This window comes from Peribacillus sp. FSL R5-0717 (assembly GCF_038002945.1).
Classification (GTDB): domain Bacteria; phylum Bacillota; class Bacilli; order Bacillales; family DSM-1321; genus Peribacillus; species Peribacillus frigoritolerans.
The window spans coordinates 4,770,478-4,793,445 of sequence record NZ_JBBOOF010000001.1 but is presented as its reverse complement, the minus strand read 5'-3'; the positions used below and the strand labels follow the sequence as shown (position 1 = coordinate 4,793,445).

Here is a 22,968-nt window from a genome sequence, read left to right as displayed (position 1 = left end):
TGTAACTTGTGATTAGTTGACAAAAACTTTGATTTAAATAATTTAAATTCCACAGGATTGGACAAATAGAAGGCTTTTACAGGTTAAAACTTCGTCCCCTTACATAATCATATTGGTTAGAAGGCAAAGGTAAATGCAAAAGCATCCCCCTAATCATTCCCAAAAAGTATTATCCCACAATAAAAAGCTGAGGGGGCCCCTCAACTTTTTATTGTTCCATTAATTATTTCCCAAGAAATGTTACTTTCAATAGGCTGTGATTATCCTTTTCATGTCACGGATAATGCTGACTCAGCCTTCATTAGCCTTTTACGATAAACCATATTGGACAGCTGGACACTCACTTCATAAAGCACAAGTAAAGGGACGATAACCAAAATGTCCGAAATTATATCTGGAGGCGTAATCAGGATCGAGATGATGACCAGGACGAAATAAGAAATCTTGCGAGACTTTTTCAACACTGCTGGATTGATGATGCCTAATCTGGTCAGGAACATGACCACAAGCGGCATCTCGAATAAAATCCCGAAAGGTAAGATCAAATTAATCATGAAACGAAAATACTTTTCCGCAGTGAACATCATCTCGAACTGCCCGGCCGATAGGGAAGTTAGGAAACCCAGAACTATTGGAAACAACACAAAATATCCAAATGAGATACCTGTGATGAATAGAATGAACAGTCCGGGTATGAAGCGAAATGTAACCCTTCTCTCTTCCGGTTTCAAAGCTGGAGCCACAAAGCGCCATAACTGATAGGCTGCAAGCGGAATCGTTGCAGCAATTGCGCAAACCCCAGCGATAATCATATATACCCATAGGACCTCACTCGGCCCGAGCACGGCAAGCTTTCCTTCCAAATCTTTAATAAGTAAATTATAAATATCCTGTACGAATATGAAGCTCATTATGAAAAAGGCCACAAAGCCTATCAGTGTTTTAATGATTCTGCTTCGGAGTTCCTCCATATGCTCAATAACGTGTAAATCCTTACTCTCCACTTTCACTCCCCCTTTTTAGACATATTATTTGCCATTTTGCAAATAGCGTCCCCTCTAACCTTTCTCATGAAAAGAAGCAGGCGAGTCTTTCCGCCCGCTCTATCTCATTTACTTCATCCCTCTTTTTTAACAGCTCTTAATGCAGCTTTATTCTCATTTTCTTCTTCTTTTTCTGTATCATTCACCAATCCTTTGGTTGCACTTTTGAATTCGGATAATGTCCGGCCAAATGCACGGCCTATTTCCGGAAGTTTGGACGGTCCAAAAATAATCAGTGCAATCACAAGGACAATCACCAAACCGGGTATTCCTATATTTGAAAGCATTCCTACTCACTCCTCTGTTCTTCTCATTTTTCTTCGCTACATTCCTGTCAAGCATCATAAGGATTCCCTATCAATTAGTCACTTTCCCCTGACTTTTCATTCTTTGTTTTTCATGTGCGCGATTATGGGCACGTGTCCGATCCTCCTCGACTTCGTTCGTTTTTTGTACACCTTCCATAACCGCTGCTGATGCAACCTTTCGCAGCCCTGTTTGATCCTTATCAAAAACAAAGGATGCTCTTGTCGATATATCCGCACCTGGTTCTGTCACGAATGGGACTACACGGTAATCCGCCTTCCATTGTTCTGGTGTTACTTTGCACCGGACATATCCCCTGTAATCATTAAAGAACTTTATATGCGGATTCTGACTTAGTATTTTATCCGTGTCCGCACGCTTATCCGCACCATTTCCACCAGATGTGATCGAAGTGCCGACAAACTCCACTCCGAAAATCTTTGAATTTGGATCATCGAAATCCGCCTTTAAATTGGCGGCCCAGCTCGCATGTACATCACCGGTCAATACGACCAGATTTTCCAGGTTGTTGCTTTTGATTACATCAATTAAGCGATCGCGTGCTGCCGGGTAACCATCCCAGGAATCCATACTGAATTTTGGGGCGGTTGGTGTTCCATAATTCCGTTGTGCAAAGAAAATCTGCTGTGGCAGAACATTCCACTTCGTTTTTGATTTTGATAGATTGTCAGTTAGCCACTGTTCCTGCTCTGGACCTAGTAATGTCCGTTTCGGATCAAGTGACTCAGGCGTTTGCGGTGAACTTCCATCACCGTTTGCCTGATCATCCCGGTATTGACGTGAATCCAATACAAAGAAAGAGGCCAGGTCGCCATATGTGAAATTTCGGTATAACCTCATATCCGCTCCCTTAGGCAAAGATGATTTACGAAGGGGCATGTGCTCATAGTAAGCCTGATAAGCGGCGGCCCTTCTCTTGATGAAAGCTTCTACCGATTGTCCTTTTTCCGGGATGACATTTGCATAATTGTTTTCAACTTCATGATCATCCCAAGTCACGACCCATGGGAAAGCTGCATGTGCCGCTTTTAAATGGGTATCAGAGCGATATTGTGCGTATCTATTCCGATAATCTTCAAGTGTAATGATCTCTGGTCCACTATGTACACGGACATTACCTGTAGAAGAAACATATTCATTTGGTCCATATTCATATATATAATCGCCAAGGTGGAAGACAATATCCAGATCTTCCTTTGCCAAATGTTTATAGGCCGTATAATAACCATGCTCAAATTGCTGGCATGAAACAAACGCGAATGACAAGCTCGAAACACTTGAACCTATTGGCGGAAGTGTTTTCGTTTTCCCAGTCTGACTTACTTCCCCACCGCTTTTAAAACGGTAAAAATAGACTTTATCAGGTTTTAACCCGCTTACTTCCACATGTACGGAGTGGCCAAGTTCAGGCCTGGCTATTTCCTTGCCTTGCTGGACAATCTTTCTGAAATTCTCGTCCTTTGCCACTTCCCATTTAACCGAAATGGCTTCTTTTGGCATTCCTCCTCCATTCAACGGATCCGGTGCCAACCTTGTCCATAAAACGACACTGTCCGAGAGCGGATCTCCTGAAGCTACACCGAGAGTAAATGGATAATCACTGAATTTCGGGGCAGCATTCACTTCAATCCCGCCCATTGATTGGGCAAGAGCAAGACCTAATGAAAGTCCGGCAAGCTTACTCGCTCCCTGGATAAAATTTCGGCGGTCCATATTCTTACCTAATTCGCTCCAATTCTTAATTAAATCATCCATTGCTCTTTCATTATTCATTGATCTTTCCCTCCTATTATTTGAATCTGGTTCAAGTATAGAAGGCCATTTTTAAAGGGGTATGAAGATGTGTAAATCAATAAATCAATAAATTAGGGATTTTTAGGCAGGTCTTATGATACCCATTGAATACAAAAAGAGTTTTGATTCACTCATGCATTTACATAGCCCTACAAACTTTTACATATAACGACAGTCTTTCAGCCTAGTTCTCTTAACGAATCATTTATTTAATCGTTACAAATAACTTCCATGGGCTATTTTTACAATAAACCTTTAAAACTATAAAAGCCTAAACAAGCCAGCGAAATAATGGAATAAAAGAAAGATCGCCATCACTTGGTTGGATCCCACCGCAGTAAGGAAACCTTGATTCAAAGGAAGGTTTAGAAATCATCATGGTTTTCTGAAATCGGGCTAATAATACTTCAGTAATAATTTTATAAGTGAATACTCACTTTTAATTTAAAAACATCCTAATTTATGTAATAATAGTTTCATAACAAAAAAAGAAAGCACTTGAGGATTCGGCATTGGAGAGTATGGAAGCATTATTTGAAAAAATTGAGATATTGAGGAAAGAACTAATAACCACCGGATTGATTTATGGATTTACTGCCCCAAAAACATTACATAAAAGCCAGGAACTAGATGAACTGTTGAATTTACTTACAAATGAAAAAGAACCAAATGATTTAGAATATGTCTAAAAAGCGGAATGAAGCCTGATTGATTTTTCTACTAATACTTCATGGAACCATCATGTGTAGTTCATGCTTCTCTTACTTCTTATATTTTTCTTGGACTCGTGGTCTAATTTTTATGTAATATCCGCTAAATCATTAGAGTAATTGTTAACATCATCACTCTTCCTAATTAAAAAGCATCCAAAATGAATGGATGCCTTTTTTATCAAAGATTCTTTTAAATGGGTCAACCTAATATTACCGCTGTGTTAATGATTCATTACTATTTTAGTGACTGAAATCCTTTCAATTCAGGGACAACATTGCTTATCTCCCTTCCTGTAACAACTGCAACGAGGTTCTTCGCCGCAAGCATGGCCATATCAAATCGTGTTTGATGAGTTGCTGAACCTATATGGGGCAGGGTTACCACGTTAGGCATGGCTAAAAGCGGATTGTCATGCGAAATGGGTTCCTTTTCAAATACATCCAAACCGCCTGCAAGAATTTCCTTATTTCGCAGTGCTTCTATGAGGGCCTTTTCGTCCACCGTCTGACCCCGGGATGTATTGATAAAGATCGCTGATTTTTTCATCAGTGCGAACTGCTCCCGTCCCATAAGATGCCTCGTCTCCGGAGTATAAGGGACCATTAATAGAACGAAATCTGATTCCCGTAAAAGGTGATCTAAAGAAGAATAGGTTGTACTGAGCGTTTCCTCCACTTCGGATTTCCTTCGCCGATTATGATACAAAACTTCCATGTTAAAACCGAATTTGGCTCGTCTTGCAATAGATTCCCCAATCCTCCCCATACCGATGATGCCCAATGTTTTTCCATGAACATCAACGCCAAAGAGGAGTTCATCGCTTTTATTTCCCCACTTGCCATCCTTTACAAGCTTGTCCATTTCCGGAATACGACGGGCTGCTGAGAGCATTAAGGCTAAAGCTAAATCGGCCACAGTTTCATCGAGAACACCAGGTGTATTAGTACCGATTATGCTTCTCTTTTTCATTGCCTCCAGATCAAAGTTGTTGTAGCCTACCGAGATATTGCTGACAGCCTTTAGACGTGGTGCATGGTCCAGAAATTCATCATCTATTTTTTCTCCTGTGATGAGCAGTCCCTCCGCATCAGAAATTTGCTTTAACAGTTGGCTTCTGGTAATGGGTTCAGGGCCGTTCCATTTTTCATACTGGCAATACTTCGAAATAAATGCCTCTACCTCGGCCGGTACTGGTCTTGCTATATACACTTTTGGCTTCAATTTATTTCCTCCTCGATAATACTATTCTTGAATAGGATGTTTTACAATAAACCAATAGCAGATTGCTGCGCATCCGGCGATTAAACCGCCAGATATAAAGGCGAGAGAGTAAGAACCAGTTGTATCCACTATCATGCCTGCCACAACAGGGGAAAAGGCTCCACCAAAATAACCGCCAAAATTCTGAATTGCTCCTACGGAAGCAACCATAGAAGGAGGGGCAATGTCGCCGGCGAGTGCCCATGCGCTGCCTGTAATGGCAGAAATAAAACAAAGAGCAAGGGTCAGTAAAAGTAAGGTAATAGCGAGCCCTTTAACAAGTGGAACTGCACACACAACAATAGCGGCCAAGATGGCACATATACTAATTAAGGCACGCTTTGCTTTAATAGGTGTAGTAATTCCCTTGTCGACCCATTTTTTAGTAAGATATCCTCCGAAAATATTGCCAAAGATTCCGCCAAGCCAAGGAATACCAGCATATATACCCATTTCTTTAAGTGAGACATGATGGACATCAAACAAATAAAGGGGAAGGAATACAAGGAAAATATTCCAGATCCAGATGGTACAGAAGAAGCCTAGAATCATCCCCCATACGCTTCGATATTTAAATAACGAACCCCATTTTATTTTTGATGATTGAATGCCTTGCTCCACTCCACCACCTTCCGACTTAATGTATTCAAATTCCTCCTCGGAAAGTTTTTGGCTTTTTTCAGGATTTTTATAAAAAATAACAAAACCGATCGCGAAAATGATGCCTATTACACCCGTAATATAAAACAACGCTCTCCACCCAAAAGTCACCATAATGAAAACGAGAAGTGGCGGTGCAATGGCAGGTCCCCATTTGGAAGAAGAATCCCAAATTCCAGTTGCCAGGCCGCGTTCCTTTTTTGGGAACCAATACGATGTAATCTTAGCCATTGTAGGAAAACACGGTGCTTCACCCACTCCAAGTAAAATCCTTGCAGCAATAAATGAACCCATTTTATGAACGGCTCCCGTTAAAATGGTCGCACCACTCCACCAAATAAGCGCGATTGTATACACCTTTTTGGTCCCGAACCGATCGATCAGCCAGCCTGAAGGAAGCTGCATTAATGCATAACTCCAAGAAAAAAAGGTTCCTAATAACCCGATTTCGGTCACGCTTAGCCCGAGTTCCTTCATCATTTCGGGAGCTGCAATGGAGAGATTGGCACGATCTAGATAGTTGATTATTCCCCCAATCAATAACCAGATGACGACTGTCCAGCGAAATTTCCGGCCAAAATTTAATGGCTTTTCTTGCTTTGTTTCCATTCTTGCTTCCATACCTTATCCCCCCTTGTTATATAAAACGCCTAAATTGGCAGCGCTTCCAAAATAAGAAAAAGCCCAGTTCACTCTTGGAGAATATGTATATACAAGGAGGTTTTTGTTTTATAATATAAAACTAAGTTTTGGTTTTATAACAAAAAAATAAAAAGATAATTCCTATTATTCTGTAAAGTATCGTATTATGAGGATGTGTGAATGTCAATCTTTATTCTTATTTTCAGGATTATATTCCTAGTAAATGTTATATGCCAAGTGGGGAAAATTGATAGACGTTTTTTTTAGTAGTAAAATCTTAACAGACTTTATCCCACAATCCATTTCATTTCTATCTCTAGCTTTGCTGCCGGGATGGTTGAGAGCCCATTCTATCTCTCATAAATCTCAGACAACGTTAAACGACGGTTAAGCTTTTATTATTTTTCTATAAGAAAAGCAAGCGCTCCTGATACATGTGGGCCGACCATAGACGTACCTGTTAAGGCAGCTGAAATCTACCAGATAAGTGGGATATTAATTGTTCGCTTGGCGCAACTGTATCCACTTTTCTATTTGACTTACTAACCCTAATGAAAGCCGGGATGTTTAACGAAGATCCCATTCTTTCTCACTACATCTATATTTTTTGTCTCATTCTCCGCTCCTCACAGTGCATTGAGATACGCCAACTACTTCTCCTTGAGGATCTATTCATTGAATTTCATAATCTTTATTCCAACTTTGTTTTCTTCTTTTATTCTTTGTTTTCCGTTTATTCATTTAGATAATTATAAAATAATATATTATATTAATTTTTTATGATTGTAATTCCACTTATTGCTTTTGAATTAAACGATTGGTTCGTTCATTCAATAAGAAAAAGAGCCGTTGTAGCAGCTCCTTGTCCCCTCTTTCCCCCTTTTGGACCGAATGATAGAGGAGTTTCTCCTACTCTTTTTTGACTCTTTGCAAGCGTTTGACCTTATATTGTTCAAAATCCCAATTCGACAAAAATTCTTTTGCAGAAGTATAGCCTGATTTATAGAGAAAGTTGATTTCTTCCTCATTCAGTTCAAAATCCGTTGCATTGATGCCGCCAACAGGAATTTGAATCGTGCGTTCAATCGTTTCTTCGTTCATATGTCGTAAATCATGGGCTTGGAGCATCGTTTTAAATATATTTTTGAAAAGGTGGATGGGCGTTGGGATAACCCCGCCTATGTTAACTTCATCTTTCACAAAATGGAATCCGAATGTTGGAAAACGAGGATTGTCGGTATCAAATATCCATATCGGGAAGTTACTAAGTAAACCACCATCTAAAATGTAGGATTTTTTCCGGTCTTTTGATTTCCAAATAACCGGACGGAAGAAAAATGGTAAGGAGGCACTCATCATTACGGCAGTTGAAACTTTTAAATCAGCAGGAGACATACCATAGCGGTCCAAATCATCTGGCAAAATAAGCATCTTTCCATTCGAAACATCAGAAGCAATGATCTTCAACTTTCCATCTGGAAGATCCGCGAATGTCTTTATCCCTTTTTCTGAAAGAAGTGAATCCACCCATGTCTCCAAATAATCGTTTTTGTAAATCCCAAGATGAACCATGAGTTCCAAAAAGAAGCCCAAAATGGGAATTCGATTCAGAATTGTCCTGCCTCGAATCTTTGAGTAATTGATTTCACTAAACTGTTTTCTAATTTCATGGCTTTTATAGCCACTAGCCAAAAGAGCAGCTATTATTGCTCCTGCTGATGTCCCAGCAAGTCTTTCCCATTCGACATTTTCCTCTTCCATTGCTTGAATTGCCCCAATAAAAGCAATTCCCCTGACCCCCCCACCTTCAAAAACAGCATCTGCTCTCATTTTTTTCCACCTCTCGATAAGAGTTACTATCATATTAACAACATTTGAAAATAAAGTGAATTTTCACACTCCTGGACTCTTTGATGGCAATCAAACGTAATAACAATAGTAGGATAGCATCTATTATCATGGTATGTAGAAAACGAAGCATTTGCATGGACAAATTATCAGATTAGGAAGCAGCCTTTGATAAAGGAATTCTTTAAATGATGTCGAAAAGGATATGTAACAATTGAAGGAGTGAAAAAATGGAAAATAACCGTGCCAAGAAAATGTATGATTACCATGTTTGGGCTAATCAGCAAGTGTTCCAAAAACTAAAACAATTACCGGAAGGAGTCTATGAAGACACGATAAAAAGTGTCTTTCCATCAGTCAAGGAAGTCCTTGTTCACCTTTACGCAACAGATATTACCTGGTTGGAGATAATGAAAGGAAGCACAGTTCAAGAAACTTTTAAGAAAGTTGAACAGCGGCGGAAAGAAGTGGAAGGAATCACATTAAATGAACTGGAATCCTCATATGATGAACTTGCAAAGGATTACGACAATTTCCTTACTTCGCAGCCTGATCTTGAACGGACCATTGTAACCGAACATCCGAAAATGGGGGCTTGTGAGTTTGTACTTGCCGACCTCATCCATCATGTAGTGAATCATGGAACCTATCATCGCGGTAATGTATCAGCGATGCTCCATCAACAAGGCGAAAATGGCACACCTACAGATTATGTTTTTTACTGTTTAAAATAAGCTGTTTGACAACCTATAAGAGTTGCAGTAACATTGCCGCTCATTCCAGATGAAAGCCGATGATCCTCTTGCCAAGGAATCATCGGCTTTATTTGGATGATTATAATTCATACGCCCGTAGAATGGTATATGCAGTCAGTACAACTGCCTTCTATATATGTTACATGATCTTTAAAGCTTTATCCGTTGAAGCCGAAGTGCATTCAATACGACTGACACTGAACTGAAGGCCATGGCAGCACCCGCTAACCACGGGGCAAGAAATCCGATGGCCGCAATTGGTATTCCGATTACATTATAGGCAAAAGCCCAGAATAGGTTTTGTTTGATGTTTTTCATCGTCTTCCTGCTCATGAGGATGGCATCTGCAATACTGTTCAAATCACCCCGGATCAAAGTGATATCGGCAGCTTCCATGGCTATGTCCGTCCCGGTTCCTATTGCCATTCCTATATCGGCTAGTGCCAGCGCGGGCGCATCATTTATCCCATCGCCGACCATTGCCACTGTTTTACCGGCGGCCTGCAGTTTTTTCACTTCTTCGGCTTTCCCTTCAGGTAGGACTTCTGCGATTACATGGTCAATGCCAACTTGATGTCCGATGGCATTTGCTGTTCTTTGATTATCCCCGGTTATCATGATGACCTGGATATCCATTGCTTTTAACCTTTTAATCGCCTCAAGCGAGCTTTCTTTTATCGTATCCGCAACAGCAATGAGTCCGGCATATTCCCCTTCAATGCTAGCGAGCATTGCAGTCTTCCCTTGCTCTTCAAATTCTTCCATCGCTGTTAGCGCCTTAGTGATATCCACGTTATTTTGCTTCATCAATTTACGGGTTCCGATGAATATCACTTTTTGATCCGCCACAGCTCTAATCCCGTATCCAGGCATCGCTTCAAATTCCTCAACCGCTGCAAGTGAAAGCTGTCTTGCTTGAATTCCTTGAACGATTGATTGAGCAAGAGGGTGTTCAGATTGTTTTTCAGCTGCACCGATTAATGATAAAAACTGTTCTTCCTCCATACCATTCTCAATGAGGACATCTGTCAACACAGGGGTACCATTCGTTACCGTTCCCGTTTTATCCAAGATGACCGTATCGATATGGTGGGTGGTTTCCAGATGTTCCCCGCCTTTAAATAAGATGCCGAATTCGGCAGCCCTTCCAGACCCTGCCATGATAGAGGTGGGAGTGGCCAGGCCTAAAGCACATGGGCAGGCTATGACTAGCACTGCAATCATCGCTTCAAAAGCAGGTGTGAATTCTCCAGGGTTAACCCAAATCATCCAAACCAGAAAAGTTAAAAGAGCGATTCCGACAACAATGGGAACGAAAACACCGGAAATTTGGTCAGCAAGCCGTTGAATCGGCGCTTTCGAACCTTGAGCATCTTCGACGACTTTGATGATTTGGGAAAGAGCTGTATCCCTTCCTATTTTCGTCGCTTTCATTTTGATAAACCCATTCTTATTCAATGTTGAACCTATAACAGTATCACCGTTTGTTTTATCGACCGGAATGCTCTCACCCGTTAACATGGATTCATCGACGGCAGAGTTCCCCTCGATTACCTTGCCATCGACAGGGATCTTCTCACCCGGCTTCACCAAAATCGTATCCCCTACGATGACTTCTTCAAGTGGTATTTCCCGTTCCTCCCCATTTCTTAAAACCAATGCCGTTTTGGCCTGAAGCCCCATCAATTTTTTGATGGCCTCGGAAGAACGTCCTTTTGCTTTTGCTTCAAACAGCTTCCCCAATAGAATGAGGGTGATAAGAATCGAACTAGTTTCGAAATAAAGTTGTGCCGTATTGTGATGCGACCCCATCGAGATGATTGCCTGATAAACACTGTAAAAATAGGCAGCGGATGTTCCCATCGCGACTAATACATCCATATTGGCACTTTTATTTCTCAAGGCTTTATAAGCTCCAACATAGAACTGCTTTCCAATCAAAAATTGAACGGGGGTTGCGAATGCCATCTGCACCCAAGGATTCATGAGGAAATCAGGCATATAGATAAACGAAGTAAAACTAAAATGGCTTACCATCGCCCATAACAATGGAAAAGATAAAATGACCGAAAAGATGAATGTATTCTTTTGTTTTTGTATTTCTTTTTGACGGAAATTCACGGATTCCACTTTATCTTCCTTGATGATCGCCCCATACCCCAGCTTCTCAACCCGTTGAATGATATCAATTGGGGAAGCTTGGGAAGGATCATATTCGACGGTCGCATTTTCAAGCGCTAGATTGACATTAGCCATGCTCACCCCATCCATCTTATTTAACCCTTTTTCTATTCGGTTAGCACAGGCAGCACAGGTCATGCCAGTAATCGTAAATTCCTTTTTCTCTTTTACTACAGCATAGCCAAGATCTTGAATTTTCTTTTCAAAGTCCTGGTTGCTTACTTTTTCCGAATCATATTTAATAACCGATTTCTCAAGTGCCAAATTAACGGTGGCTTCCTCAACGCCTTCCATTTTGTTTAACCCTTTTTCAATTCGGTTTGCACAGGCAGCGCAAGTCATTCCAGAAATCTGTAAACTTGTTTCTTTTATTTGGCTGCTCACTTCATCCCGCCTCCCTATACCACTATGGGGTATATTTCTTTGTAAAAAAAAGTGCTTAACAGCACTCTTATAACTTACTCGACATCGTAGCCTTGATCATCGATTGTTTCTTTTATTTTCTCAAGTGATACTTTTTCCTTGTCAAACGCTACATCTACTTTTCCTGCATCCAAATGCACCTTTACGCTTTCAACACCTGTAAGTTTGGCTACATTCCCTTCAACTGCATTCACACAATGACCACAAGACATTCCACTAACATTCAATGTTACATTTTCCATTTTATCCACTGCTCCTTTATTTTTTCATTAATTTTTGTATCGTTACAAGCACTTCATCTATAACCTCTGTATCCCCTTCATTCAGGCGTTCCACCACACAATTCCTTAGATGGCCTTCCAATAAAATCTTGGCCACACTATTCATCGCGCTTTGTGTAGCTGCTATTTGGGTGATCACATCATCACAGTACGTATCTTTTTCAATAAGACCCTTTATACCGCGAATTTGACCTTCAATCCGATTTAACCTGGTCGTTAAGTTCTTTTTTACTGCTTCTGAGTGATGACTCTTTCGGCCGTGGGAAGAGGTCGTACAGCATTCTTCTTCATTCACCGCATCTTGCCCATTCATCATTTCATCCATTTGCCCATCCCTCCTCAAAATTAAATATACCATACCCTCCTACCCTATGCAAAGAGAAAGATTTATGTGCATCATTTATTACTATCTGTATTTTTATCATTTTTTATTCTTAAGCTCAGAGCCTGCTCCCTATCTGCCAAGTCTCGCAGGGGCTCGGCTAGCCAGTCATTTCGGCAGGAGTGTCGCAAATTTCTTCAATCTCTGTGTGGTATCATCTTTTTTTATGTAGGTTTTGACATCTTCATTAATAAATGAAGCATATTCATCTGATCCACTAACAGATTTAGAAAATATGATTTTTATAACCATTTTAAGGATAATCCATATCAAATCCACGAATGACATCATAAGTTCCTTTTCTCATAACAACGGTGTCTATTCTTTCGAGGATTGAATTGTAGCCAGAATCTCCTTCTACTTCTGTTGATCCTAACCACTCTAATATATCATCCTCATTTGCAATATAGCCATCAATCGAAGTCCAATGTATAATATAACGTTACGCTGTATTTACATTAACCAACTGATTCCCCGTCGGAACATGACCTTAATATTTCTTCATATAAACCATCTTGTTATGCCTTTAATACTTCCTCAGGTGAGATACCAATGTAACAATATTATCTTACTAAAATTGATTCTCCTTCTTTCATTCCATTCTCATTCTACCTATTGAAACATAAAAAAACCCGGATAAGGGACACTTTTTTATGTGTGTCCTTAACCGGGGTTTTTATATTTTTGTTAATATATCAAATAGATCTATTGCAATAATTGGTTCTTTAGATATTTTTCTATTAATTCAATAAATAAGTTCATAGATTTCGTATGCAATTCCTCAGATTCTGTTATAACTGAAAAATTTCTTTTTATCGGTGTCCCTTTTACATTTAATACTTGAATGGTACCAAGCATTCTTTCTTTTTTTACAGTAAGTTCAGATAAGTAACTAATGCCAAGCCCGGCTTCAACTGCTTCTTTTATAAGTTGTGTGCTGCCGAACTCCATTAGCTTGGAAGGACGTATTTGTAAAGATTGAAATAATGTTTCTGTTGCCTCTCTTGTACCAGAACCTTCTTCTCGGACAATCCAATTCTCTTGTTCCACCTGTCTCCGTGTAACTTCCTTATTGAAATAAATTGGATATTTCCCCCCTGCCACGATATACATTTTGTCGGTGGAAACCGATTTTATATATATATTTCGAAGAGAAATTTCCCCCTCTACAATTCCTACATCAATCTCATGACTTATGATTGCCTTGGCTATATCCCTTGTGTTGCCAATCTGTACCGAAGGGAAGATATTAGGAAATAGGTTTTTCATTCTTGCAAGTATATGTGGTAATACATACTCTCCAAAGGTATAGCTCGCACCAATTTTTAATGGTCCTGTTGGCTCGTTATTTAATTCATTAACTAACATTGACATTCGTTTATATAAACCTGTTATTTCTTTAGCATGTAAATAGACTATTTCTCCTGCTTTAGTTAGCTGGACAGATTTGTTTGTTCGCAGAAGTAATTTTGCCCCTACATGTTTTTCCAACTGTTGAATTTGCTGGCTGACTGCAGGCTGAGTCAAATGAAGCTCTTCCGCTGCTCTGGAAAAGTTTCTTTTATCAGCTACAGATATAAATACAGATAATAGTTGATCCATATGTTCCCTTCCTCACCATCGTATTTACTTATTATAACTATAATAATCATTTATTTTCCTTATTGTAAAACATTAGTTACGATAAATTATAAATAATCCAAATAAGGAGTTGAAAAACATTGGAACAAAAAGCGTTAATAACTCCCAGTCCAAATAAGCTAAAAAAAGTGGAAAAAAAGGTAAATGGTTCTTTGATTTCTGGAATTGGTTTTACATTGATCATAGCTGTGTTAGGTTTTATTTTGGCGGCGTTGCCAGGTCTAAATCATATTGGTCCTCTTGCGTGTGCCATTTTACTTGCTGTGGTTTACAGACAGGTTTTTGGATATCCACAAAAATTACGTACTGGTATTCAATTTTCATCAAAAATACTATTGAGATTTGCCATCATACTTTATGGTTTAAAGCTTAACATGATTGTGATATTTCATCAGGGTTTCCCCCTATTGCTAAGAGGGACAATAACGATCATTTTTTCAATTGCTGTTCTTATGATCATTGCAAAATGGCTGAAGGCAGATTTTAATCTTTCTTTATTATTAAGTGTCGGCACAGGCATTTGTGGTGCTGCTGCCATCGCGGCCGTATCGCCAATTATAAAAGCAAAAGATGAAGATACGGCTATGGGAGTAGGCATCATCGCATTAGTCGGCACAGTGTTTTCAATAATCTATACGTTAATATATCCATTTTTATCAATTGGTCCTATTAACTACGGAAATTGGGTTGGAATCAGCCTGCACGAGATAGGCCATGTTGCACTAGCTGCTGCCCCGGCAGGACAGGATGCTCTTGCTCACGCATTACTTGCCAAACTTACACGAGTATTCCTATTAATTCCGGTTTGCTTTATCCTCATGCTTTGGATGAAAAAGAAAGGAAAAATAGAAGGGGAGGCAAGATTCGAGTTTCCATGGTTTTTAATTGGCTTTATCGTTATGAGTTTCGTGGGAAGCTATATCATTGGTAATAAGGTAATGGTATCACAAAAATTGATGTCTTATATTTCAGACTTCACATCATTTATGTTAACAATGTCAATGACTGGCTTAGGATTAAATATTTGCCTGAATGAATTACGGACAAAAGCAATACGTCCACTTATTGCCATTATTATTACATCAGTTCTTTTATCATCGTTATCGTATATTAGTCTTTAACAAAGAATAAAAGTGTGAATTTTTACACACTGCAATACATATACGTCAGAATATGTTCAAACCGAATATTTTTCTCTTTTTTTAACTCATTATAGATGCATGGATCATAGCAATATCGTAATTTTCCTTGTTGGGAATTTTGAATAATATCTGTATGGTTTTGCCCAACTAACTCAAATTCAAATGCTATTTCACTATTTTTTGAATTAAACTTTACCATGATTTCTTGAAGTATACCTTCGATAGTGGGAGTAACTCCTTGTTTGTTGCATACAAGGTCTTAACAGGTCATTTCACAGCATCCCGTCGTCATATTTTTTAGCATAAAAATTAAAATATTTAGTGAATTAAATAATTTCATTAATCTGATAAAAAAGGAGATGACTATGAGTATGATTGAAAACCCATTGTATAAAGAGAATGATGAAACCTCTGTAGAGTCAGTTGAAGGTGAAGCTGCTATCAACTCTCCTAATGGGCGATCCGACGCCCCTCCAATAGCTCAGTCAAAAGATCCTGAATTCGATCTTTTCGGCACAGGATTAAATGGGTATCCGTTTTAATTTAAAACCCATTATTAGTAAGGCAAGATTCAACAACTCACTATAGATCCAAATTTTTAAGTATATTTATAAGTAAGGCTACTCAGGACGAGTCGCTTATGTTAAATATTTCCAAAAAACAGTTAAATGTGATATATATCTGATGAGTTTTTATATGATTTTAAAGAGTCTTATCCATACTTGTATGACATCCTTTCAGTTGCGTGAATAAAATAAAACGAGTGATGGTTATGAATAGTTTACAGCTACAATTCATACATAAATTATTTGGAGCAGCCTCAAAATTCGCAGATGAAAGGATAATGAGATTCTATGTTTCTAACAGGTCATATTTGCAACAGGATCCTTTGGATAATGGTATGCCTACACGATTAAAGGACCATCTCAGATGGTCCTTTAGTCTTCAATAATCATAGTTCATGATTTAGACTTACATTATTTTTACAAATAGATTTAGGCTATTAGTTTCATTCCGCATTTTTTACTTTTGATTGAACTGTAAAGTGGTTAAACAAGAATAAAAAATGTACCGCCAGCAAGTTTGTAAGTTTTTATAGCGCTTTTGTCGTAATGTTCATAGAGCCTCAATGATTACTGAGATTCCTTGTCCTCCTCCAATACAGAGGGAGGCTAGTCCAAATTTCTTTCCTCGATTCCTTAACTCTAGGGCCAATGAATATATAATTCTAGCTCCACTGGCCCCAACTGGATGACCTAATGCGATTGCTCCGCCATTGACGTTTACTTTTTCCCGTTTCAATCCAAGCTCTCTCTCTACTGCAAGATACTGGGCAGAGAATGCTTCATTGATTTCAAACAAATCGATATCTTCAATATTGAGTCCTGCTTTCCGTAAAGCTAATTGACTAGCAGGAACTGGTCCAATGCCCATAATATTTGGGTCTACCCCCGCAATCCCCCAGGATATGATTCTTGCCAGTGGTTTCACATCGTGATTTTTTTGTAGGAAGGATTCACTTCCAAGTATTAAGGCAGCTGCCCCATCATTTATACCACTGGCATTACCTGCCGTTACGGTCCCATCCTTTTTAAAGGCTGGTTTCAGTTTCGCCAATGCTTCAATTGTAGCATTATGGCGAATATGTTCATCTTCTAAAATGGTTATTTCCTTTCCTTTTTTGGTGAATATCGTAACAGGGGAAATCTCTTGTTGAAATCGCCCCGTCAGCTGGGCCTTTGCTGATTTTTGGTGTGATTGGACAGCCAAACTATCTTGATCGTCTCGGGTTAGTTCATATTTTTCAGCAAGAGTTTCCGCTGTTACTCCCATCCCACACCCTATATATTCATCGCTCAAAGTCTCCCAAAGCATGTCGTCCATTTGTGGAGCCTGTAAACCCGTACCAAAGCGGACATCTCGTAATACGTGGGGAGATTGGCTCATATTTTCGGTGCCCAGTGCTAAGGCGACATCAGCTTCCTTTAAAATAATCGACTGAGCTGCCGATACGATCGCTTGCAATCCAGAACCGCATAAACGATTTAGAGTTAAAGCGGGGCTCTCGATTGGAACCCCAGCTTTCAAAGCAATATGCCTGGATAGGTAGGAGGCATTTTTCGAAGTATGTATCACATTCCCTGCAAAAACATGCTCAACCTCATCAACTGAAATATTACTTTTTTCAATGGCTCCTTTACTTGCGATAACTCCAAGATTGATGGCAGAAACATCCTTTAATACCCCTCCAAAACTCCCGAATGGCGTCCTGGCTCCACCTAAAATATAAACATGACTCATTATTCATTCTCCTTTATTGAAGGTTGTTTGATTCGATTTGATGGACCGAATACATCTTTTCCATTTTTATTTTACCTTCTGACTTTATACCATTGTTCGGACATGATATTAATCAACGGTATATTGTATATTTTAAATGTTCCGTTAATTAACTTTAACCGTCAAAATAAATGTTGCAGGAGTACAATTGATTGCGTACCCATTCCTTCTTTTTCCTAGCCATTTTCATCATAAATGTTGAATAATTGTTGGACTGCGAGTGTGGGAGAAGTATGGCCGTTAAAAAGCAATCCTTCCATTTTAGTCAAGTTTTTTTTCATCGATGGATTACCATAAAATCTCGCCTTTAATTGGTCTTCTATCATAGAATGAACCCAGTCAATCATTTGTTCTTTTCTTCTTTTTCCAAAGAATCCATTCCTACTGGTAACTTGTTTATATTGCTGAATGACCTTCCAAATGTGAGATACGCCTTCCCCTGTTAAGGCAGACACAGTAAATGCTTTGGTTTCCCACCCCTCGGTAATTGGCTGTAAGAAATGAAGGAGGCGATTGTATTCCACCTTTGCATTCATGGCAGCTTGTTTGTTTTCGCCATCCGCTTTATTAATGAAAATTGCATCAGCTAATTCCATCACCCCTTTTTTCATTCCTTGTAGCTCATCCCCTGCACCAGTCAGCATAATAACTAGGAAAAAATCCACCATGGACCGGACGGTTATTTCACTTTGGCCGACTCCGACGGTTTCGACGATTATTACGTCATACCCTGCTGCCTCACAAATAAGAAGGGTTTCACGGCTTTTTCTAGTGACCCCACCTAAGGTCCCACTTGACGGTGACGGTCGAACATATGCATGTGGGTGGCGAGAAAGATGTTCCATTCGAGTTTTGTCACCTAGAATACTTCCTCTAGATACACTGCTAGTTGGATCAACGGCTAATACCGCTACACGGTGATTTTGCTCACAGAGCATCATACCGAAGGATTCAATTAACGTGCTCTTACCAGCCCCAGGAACACCTGTAAAGCCGATTCGAATTGATTTCCCTGTATATGGAATCAGTTCTTTCAGCACTTTTTGTGCCATTTCCATGTGTTTGGGTAAATTGCTTTCAACTAAGGTGATCGCTTGAGCAATAATTGCACGATTTCCATTCATCACACCCTGCACATAATCATCAGCCGTAAGGTGTCTTCGGCTTGGCGATAAGAGTTGCTTGGATTGAATGCTTTCTTTTTCTGTCATTTAAGTAACCAATCCGAGACGACGATTTAATTCTTCTATTACCTGTTGTGCGGCAATCGGGATAACCGTTCCTGGTCCAAAAATGGCAGCCGCTCCCTTTTCTCGTAAATAATCGTAATCTTGAAATGGAATGACACCACCGATCACGACGACTATATCACCACGCCCTAAACGCTTCAGCTCTTCCACGACTTGAGGAAGTAATGTTTTATGACCAGCAGCAAGTGAGCTCATCCCTAGAACATGTACATCATTTTCCACGGCCTGTAAGGCTGCTTCCTCTGGGGTTTGGAATAAGGGACCGATATCAACATCAAAACCAAGGTCTGCAAATGCAGTCGAAATCACTTTAGCTCCACGGTCATGTCCGTCCTGTCCCATCTTTGCAATCATAATCCGGGGGCGCCGGCCTTCATTCTCTTCAAATTGATCGGACATTTCACGGACAATTTTCACTTGTTCCTCTTCCCCAAACTCTGCACTGTACACTCCGCTAATAGAACGAATAATTGCTTTATGTCTCCCTACTACTTGTTCGTATGCATTCGAAATTTCTCCTAGGCTCGCTCTAGCGCGAGCTGCATTTACCGCTAGCTCTAAGAGGTTGCCTTCTCCAGTTTCAGCCGCTTTTGTAATCGCTTGAAGTGCTGCCTCTACCTTTGCTTTATCTCTTTCCGCCCGGAGCTGTTCTAAGCGGCGAATTTGCGCTTCACGGACAGCAGTATTATCAATATCTAATATCTCAAGCGGATCCTCTTTTTCTAAACGGTATTTATTCACTCCAATGATCGATTCTCTACCAAAATCAATATGCGCCTGTCTTCTAGCAGCCGCTTCTTCAATTCTCATCTTTGGCAGGCCTGTTTCAATAGCTTTTGCCATTCCGCCAAGCGCTTCGATTTCTTCAATATGTTCCCAGGCTTTTTCAAGTAATTCAGCCGTAAGTGACTCTACGTAATAGGAGCCGCCCCATGGGTCCAATACGTTGGTTAACCCCGTTTCATCCTGAAGGTATAATTGGGTATTTCGAGCTATTCGGGCAGAAAAATCGGTTGGTAAGGCAATCGCCTCATCCAGTGCGTTCGTATGCAGGGATTGTGTATGACCAAGAGCAGCAGCCAACGCTTCAATACAGGTACGTGAAACATTATTGAATGGGTCTTGCTCTGTTAAGCTCCATCCAGATGTTTGCGAATGGGCTCGAAGTGCTAACGACTTTTCATTTTTCGGGTAAAACCTTTTCATTAGCTTCGCCCAAATTAAACGAGCTGCGCGCATTTTAGCCACTTCCATATAGTAATTCATTCCGATCGCCCAGAAGAAGGAAAGACGTGGAGCAAATCGATCAATATCAATCCCTGCTTTTAAACCCGTTCTGACATACTCTAATCCATCTGCAAGGGTATAGCCCAACTCTATATCAGCCGTAGCCCCCGCTTCTTGCATATGATAACCGGAGATGCTAATTGAATTAAATTTCGGCATATGCTTGGATGTGTATTCAAAGATATCTGCTATTATTTTCATTGACGGTTCTGGAGGATAAATGTACGTATTACGAACCATATATTCTTTTAATATATCATTTTGTATTGTTCCTGAAAGCTTCTCTTGGGGTACTCCTTGTTCTTCAGCTGCCACGATGTAAAAAGCCATGATTGGCAGGACAGCTCCGTTCATCGTCATTGAAACAGACATTTGGTCTAATGGAATTCCATCAAACAAAATCTTCATGTCCAGTATGGAATCAACAGCAACGCCGGCTTTACCCACATCGCCAACGACTCTAGGATGATCCGAATCATACCCACGATGTGTAGCTAAATCAAAGGCGATCGAAAGCCCTTTTTGTCCTGCAGCTAAGTTTCTGCGGTAAAACGCATTACTTTCTTCCGCCGTAGAAAAGCCAGCATATTGACGAACCGTCCAAGGTTGTGATTTATACATAGCTAGGTAGGGACCTCGAAAGAATGGTGCGATCCCTGCCATATAATCCAAATGATTCATTCCTATTGTGTCCATATTTGTGTAAAGAGGTTTAACATCAATTTTTTCATAAGTCGGAAAAGCTAAATTATCAAAATGCATACCAGAAAGTTTCTCGGCATGTTTACTCCACTCGCTAAATTCTCCTTCTATTTCATCTGAATATGCTACTTGGGTAAAATCTGGTTTTGTCATGAAACAGCCACTCCTTTCTTATGTAGAAGTTGACTTAATATTTCATAGCAATTGGAGCCAACATGTACAAATTCAGTTATTCCAGCCTCTTTAAATCTGACTTCATCTACTTCGCTAGGCTTTCCTGCTAATAATACGGTTATTTGTGCATCTGTTTTTTTAATAGACATTGCAAGTGGAATGGCAGCTTGTTGATAGTCTTCATCTTTTCCACAAATGATTACAAAATCTGCCTTGGACGCAACGACTGCCTCGGCTGCTTCTTTTATAGAACCAAATCCATTGTTTTGAATAACATCGAAACCACCTACTTCAAAAAATCCAGCAGCAAAATCTGCTCGCACTTTATGATCTGAAATAGGTCCTAAGTTTGCTAGAAATATAATCGGTCGTTTTCCAGTTTTCTGTGCCATTTCATCAATGGATTGACGAAGTTCTTCAAACTGAAGTGCACCTCTGGTTGGCTTGATTGCTTTAACGCAAACCGCAGCTTCTGACTTCCTACCTGTTGCTTTGGCTATTTCACCTAACGATGCACCTTGTTTTGCTGCTTGGATCGCGGTCTCTGTTTTATTTGTGCTTACGGATAAACTCCCTACCGATATATGTGCTCGGCCAACTACTTGATTAATATGATCATTAATTTGCGGCGTTTCATTTAACGCTAACCAATCTACCCCTTTTTCTGCCAAATTCACATACATATTGGTGCCAACGAAAATATCTTTTCGGTGAGCGATGTTCCTCACTCGCTTTGAAGCTGTTTGTTGAACCACATTTTGTGGGAATTCTTTTATTAATGTCTGGATAATCCCACCTTTTCGCTCTGTTTCCTGGAAAAGTTCCCATGCCTTTTTGGCCACCTCATTTGTCAGTACCTCTACGTACCAAGAGCCACCGGCTGGATCGATTGTCTGCGCAATATGAGCTTCTTCTTTTAAAATAATGGAGGCATTCCGTGCAATTCGTCGCGAAAAAGCGGTAGACTTTTGAATCGCTTCATCAAAGCAACTAACATGAATGCTGTCAGCTCCACCGACTGCTGCAGAAAATGCTTCTGTTGTAGCACGCAGCATATTCACATAGGGATCAAAAACAGTTTTTGTCCATGCAGATGTTCGTGCATGCATCGTCATCTTCTGGGCTTCTTCATTCCCACCAAACGTTTCTACAATTCTGGCCCAAAGAGTTCTTGCGGCCCGAAGTTTGGCAATTTCCATAAAATAACCGGAACCGATTGAGAAGGAAAAACGAATACTGCTGGCGGCTTTATTTATATCAATTCCTTGGGAAGTTAGTGCTTGTAAATATTCGACACCTGTTGATAATGAAAAAGCCAATTCTTCAACCGCACTGCTTCCACCGTCATGATAGACATTTCCATGAATCATAACTGTTTGTAAATGGGGGGTATTCTCATTTGCCCATTTTGTTATGTCGGCCATCAATGTATAACAATCTTCCAACTCGTAAGCCAATGTTCCATTTTCTACCAGTTCCGCGACTGGATCCATTCCTATACACCCATGTAATTCCTCCACTTGTCGTCCGGACTGTTCCAGATGAGCAATAATCAAAGCAAGGATTGGCAATGAATTTGCCCCGGCGCCTACGTGAATAGGAACATTTCCAAAGTCAATATCTTTTAGTGCATCGGCTATATCGGTTACCCCTGAAATCGATAGTCCTGCTTTCCCTACTTCTGAAGTAGCTTCACTCGCATTTATTCCACGTTTCGTTGGTGTATCAAGGACAATATTTAATGAGGTTTGACCCTTGCTAAGGTCATGCCGTGCTACTTTATTAAAAGAAGTGGGAATTCCAACATTGATTTCCTGATTGATTTCCCATCCATCTATAAGCGTTTTAGTGCCGCGAGTAAAAGGAGCCATATCTGGCAAAGACTGCAGAAAGGGAAGATTGGCGGCATCCTCCTTTCGATACATCGGCTGAAGTAAAATTCCTTCATATGTTTCTGTAATGAGTCTTTTTTCAAAAGAAGCTCCTTTTAAAGATTTTTCTGTTAGGTCACGCCACTGTTCATAACTTGGGATCTCAAATTCTGAAAATTGGTCCACTAATTTTTTATCCATTTTAATTTGCGGTAAGCATCAATCACCATGCTATCGCTCTCTCCCTTCTA

18 protein-coding genes are annotated in these 22,968 nt (G+C 40.0%); 4 read left to right on the top strand and 14 right to left on the bottom strand.

Translation table 11 applies throughout. The features are described from left to right. Positions 1-269 precede the first annotated feature (269 nt). The 3 genes from tatC to NYE65_RS23000 form a co-directional block, all read right to left on the bottom strand. The gene (tatC, locus tag NYE65_RS23010; RefSeq protein WP_412762738.1) at positions 270-971 is read right to left on the bottom strand and encodes a twin-arginine translocase subunit TatC; all 702 of its coding nucleotides are present in this window, start codon (positions 969-971) and stop codon (positions 270-272) included. 146 nt (positions 972-1,117) lie between these two features. Next, positions 1,118-1,330, bottom strand: coding sequence for a twin-arginine translocase TatA/TatE family subunit (locus NYE65_RS23005; protein ID WP_034312740.1), 213 nt, complete (start codon positions 1,328-1,330; stop codon positions 1,118-1,120). A 70-nt stretch (positions 1,331-1,400) separates the two neighbouring features. Further along, a complete protein-coding gene (locus NYE65_RS23000; RefSeq protein ID WP_057276004.1) occupies positions 1,401-3,143 on the bottom strand; it encodes an alkaline phosphatase D family protein in 1,743 nt (580 codons plus the stop codon). A gap of 542 nt (positions 3,144-3,685) precedes the next feature. On the opposite strand from NYE65_RS23000, the gene NYE65_RS22995 reads away from it, so the two are divergent. Continuing rightward, positions 3,686-3,853 (top strand): aspartyl-phosphate phosphatase Spo0E family protein, encoded by a 168-nt coding sequence (locus NYE65_RS22995; RefSeq protein WP_082352106.1) that lies wholly within the window; start codon positions 3,686-3,688, stop codon positions 3,851-3,853. A 259-nt stretch (positions 3,854-4,112) separates the two neighbouring features. Here NYE65_RS22995 and NYE65_RS22990 read toward each other — a convergent pair whose 3' ends face one another. The 3 genes from NYE65_RS22990 to NYE65_RS22980 all read right to left on the bottom strand — a co-directional run bounded on the left by NYE65_RS22990 (position 4,113) and on the right by NYE65_RS22980 (position 8,270). Beyond that, on the bottom strand, positions 4,113-5,099 hold the full coding sequence (locus NYE65_RS22990) for a 2-hydroxyacid dehydrogenase (RefSeq protein WP_340861789.1): 987 nt from the start codon (positions 5,097-5,099) through the stop codon (positions 4,113-4,115). Between the two features lie 21 nt (positions 5,100-5,120). Then, a complete protein-coding gene (locus NYE65_RS22985; RefSeq protein ID WP_340861788.1) occupies positions 5,121-6,419 on the bottom strand; it encodes an MFS transporter in 1,299 nt (432 codons plus the stop codon). Positions 6,420-7,349: 930 nt separating this feature from the next. Further along, positions 7,350-8,270 (bottom strand): patatin-like phospholipase family protein, encoded by a 921-nt coding sequence (locus tag NYE65_RS22980; protein WP_262868697.1) that lies wholly within the window; start codon positions 8,268-8,270, stop codon positions 7,350-7,352. Positions 8,271-8,518: 248 nt separating this feature from the next. On the opposite strand from NYE65_RS22980, the gene NYE65_RS22975 reads away from it, so the two are divergent. Then, on the top strand, positions 8,519-9,022 hold the full coding sequence (locus tag NYE65_RS22975) for a DinB family protein (protein WP_328177827.1): 504 nt from the start codon (positions 8,519-8,521) through the stop codon (positions 9,020-9,022). Between the two features lie 171 nt (positions 9,023-9,193). Here the strand turns inward: NYE65_RS22975 and NYE65_RS22970 are convergent, their stop codons facing one another. The 4 genes from NYE65_RS22970 to NYE65_RS22955 all read right to left on the bottom strand — a co-directional run bounded on the left by NYE65_RS22970 (position 9,194) and on the right by NYE65_RS22955 (position 13,912). Continuing rightward, positions 9,194-11,608, bottom strand: a complete 2,415-nt coding sequence (locus NYE65_RS22970; RefSeq protein WP_328177828.1) for a heavy metal translocating P-type ATPase — start codon at positions 11,606-11,608, stop codon at positions 9,194-9,196. A gap of 74 nt (positions 11,609-11,682) precedes the next feature. Continuing rightward, entirely contained in the window at positions 11,683-11,889 is a 207-nt protein-coding gene (copZ, locus tag NYE65_RS22965; RefSeq protein WP_340861787.1) for a copper chaperone CopZ, read from the bottom strand. A 16-nt stretch (positions 11,890-11,905) separates the two neighbouring features. Continuing rightward, on the bottom strand, positions 11,906-12,244 hold the full coding sequence (locus tag NYE65_RS22960; protein WP_231892270.1) for a metal-sensitive transcriptional regulator: 339 nt from the start codon (positions 12,242-12,244) through the stop codon (positions 11,906-11,908). Positions 12,245-13,015: 771 nt separating this feature from the next. After that, positions 13,016-13,912, bottom strand: coding sequence for a LysR family transcriptional regulator (locus NYE65_RS22955; protein ID WP_063591383.1), 897 nt, complete (start codon positions 13,910-13,912; stop codon positions 13,016-13,018). 167 nt (positions 13,913-14,079) lie between these two features. Between NYE65_RS22955 and NYE65_RS22950 the strand changes: the two genes are divergently transcribed. Both NYE65_RS22950 and NYE65_RS22945 read left to right on the top strand, forming a co-directional pair. Beyond that, a complete protein-coding gene (locus NYE65_RS22950) occupies positions 14,080-15,072 on the top strand; it encodes a YeiH family protein (RefSeq protein ID WP_340862172.1) in 993 nt (330 codons plus the stop codon). Between the two features lie 386 nt (positions 15,073-15,458). After that, on the top strand, positions 15,459-15,635 hold the full coding sequence (locus NYE65_RS22945; protein ID WP_340861786.1) for a hypothetical protein: 177 nt from the start codon (positions 15,459-15,461) through the stop codon (positions 15,633-15,635). Positions 15,636-16,209: 574 nt separating this feature from the next. On the opposite strand, the gene NYE65_RS22940 is transcribed toward NYE65_RS22945, so the two are convergent. From NYE65_RS22940 to NYE65_RS22925, 4 genes are all read right to left on the bottom strand, one after another. Beyond that, the gene (locus NYE65_RS22940) at positions 16,210-17,394 is read right to left on the bottom strand and encodes an acetyl-CoA C-acetyltransferase (RefSeq protein ID WP_340861785.1); all 1,185 of its coding nucleotides are present in this window, start codon (positions 17,392-17,394) and stop codon (positions 16,210-16,212) included. A gap of 215 nt (positions 17,395-17,609) precedes the next feature. Next, a complete protein-coding gene (gene meaB, locus NYE65_RS22935) occupies positions 17,610-18,644 on the bottom strand; it encodes a methylmalonyl Co-A mutase-associated GTPase MeaB (RefSeq protein WP_340861784.1) in 1,035 nt (344 codons plus the stop codon). Next, complete coding sequence (scpA, locus tag NYE65_RS22930; RefSeq protein WP_340861783.1) at positions 18,645-20,825, bottom strand: methylmalonyl-CoA mutase; 2,181 nt, start codon at positions 20,823-20,825, stop codon at positions 18,645-18,647. It abuts the gene before it with no gap. Further along, positions 20,822-22,903 carry a methylmalonyl-CoA mutase family protein gene (locus tag NYE65_RS22925; RefSeq protein WP_340861782.1) on the bottom strand — a complete coding sequence of 694 codons (2,082 nt, stop codon included), beginning with the start codon at positions 22,901-22,903 and terminating at the stop codon, positions 20,822-20,824. Before NYE65_RS22925 ends, scpA begins: the two co-directional genes overlap by 4 nt. Positions 22,904-22,968 lie beyond the last annotated feature (65 nt).

Coding starts and splice junctions, on each gene's coding strand:
- NYE65_RS22940 (WP_340861785.1), bottom strand. CDS start 17,394: ATGAGTCATGTTTATATTTTAGGTGGAGCCAGGACGCCATTCGGGAGT.
- NYE65_RS22985 (WP_340861788.1), bottom strand. CDS start 6,419: ATGGAAGCAAGAATGGAAACAAAGCAAGAAAAGCCATTAAATTTTGGC.
- NYE65_RS22995 (WP_082352106.1), top strand. CDS start 3,686: ATGGAAGCATTATTTGAAAAAATTGAGATATTGAGGAAAGAACTAATA.
- copZ (WP_340861787.1), bottom strand. CDS start 11,889: ATGGAAAATGTAACATTGAATGTTAGTGGAATGTCTTGTGGTCATTGT.
- scpA (WP_340861783.1), bottom strand. CDS start 20,825: ATGACAAAACCAGATTTTACCCAAGTAGCATATTCAGATGAAATAGAA.
- NYE65_RS22975 (WP_328177827.1), top strand. CDS start 8,519: ATGGAAAATAACCGTGCCAAGAAAATGTATGATTACCATGTTTGGGCT.
- NYE65_RS23000 (WP_057276004.1), bottom strand. CDS start 3,143: ATGAATAATGAAAGAGCAATGGATGATTTAATTAAGAATTGGAGCGAA.
- meaB (WP_340861784.1), bottom strand. CDS start 18,644: ATGACAGAAAAAGAAAGCATTCAATCCAAGCAACTCTTATCGCCAAGC.
- NYE65_RS22960 (WP_231892270.1), bottom strand. CDS start 12,244: ATGATGAATGGGCAAGATGCGGTGAATGAAGAAGAATGCTGTACGACC.
- NYE65_RS22945 (WP_340861786.1), top strand. CDS start 15,459: ATGAGTATGATTGAAAACCCATTGTATAAAGAGAATGATGAAACCTCT.
- tatC (WP_412762738.1), bottom strand. CDS start 971: ATGGAGGAACTCCGAAGCAGAATCATTAAAACACTGATAGGCTTTGTG.
- NYE65_RS23005 (WP_034312740.1), bottom strand. CDS start 1,330: ATGCTTTCAAATATAGGAATACCCGGTTTGGTGATTGTCCTTGTGATT.
- NYE65_RS22955 (WP_063591383.1), bottom strand. CDS start 13,912: ATGGATCAACTATTATCTGTATTTATATCTGTAGCTGATAAAAGAAAC.
- NYE65_RS22980 (WP_262868697.1), bottom strand. CDS start 8,270: ATGAGAGCAGATGCTGTTTTTGAAGGTGGGGGGGTCAGGGGAATTGCT.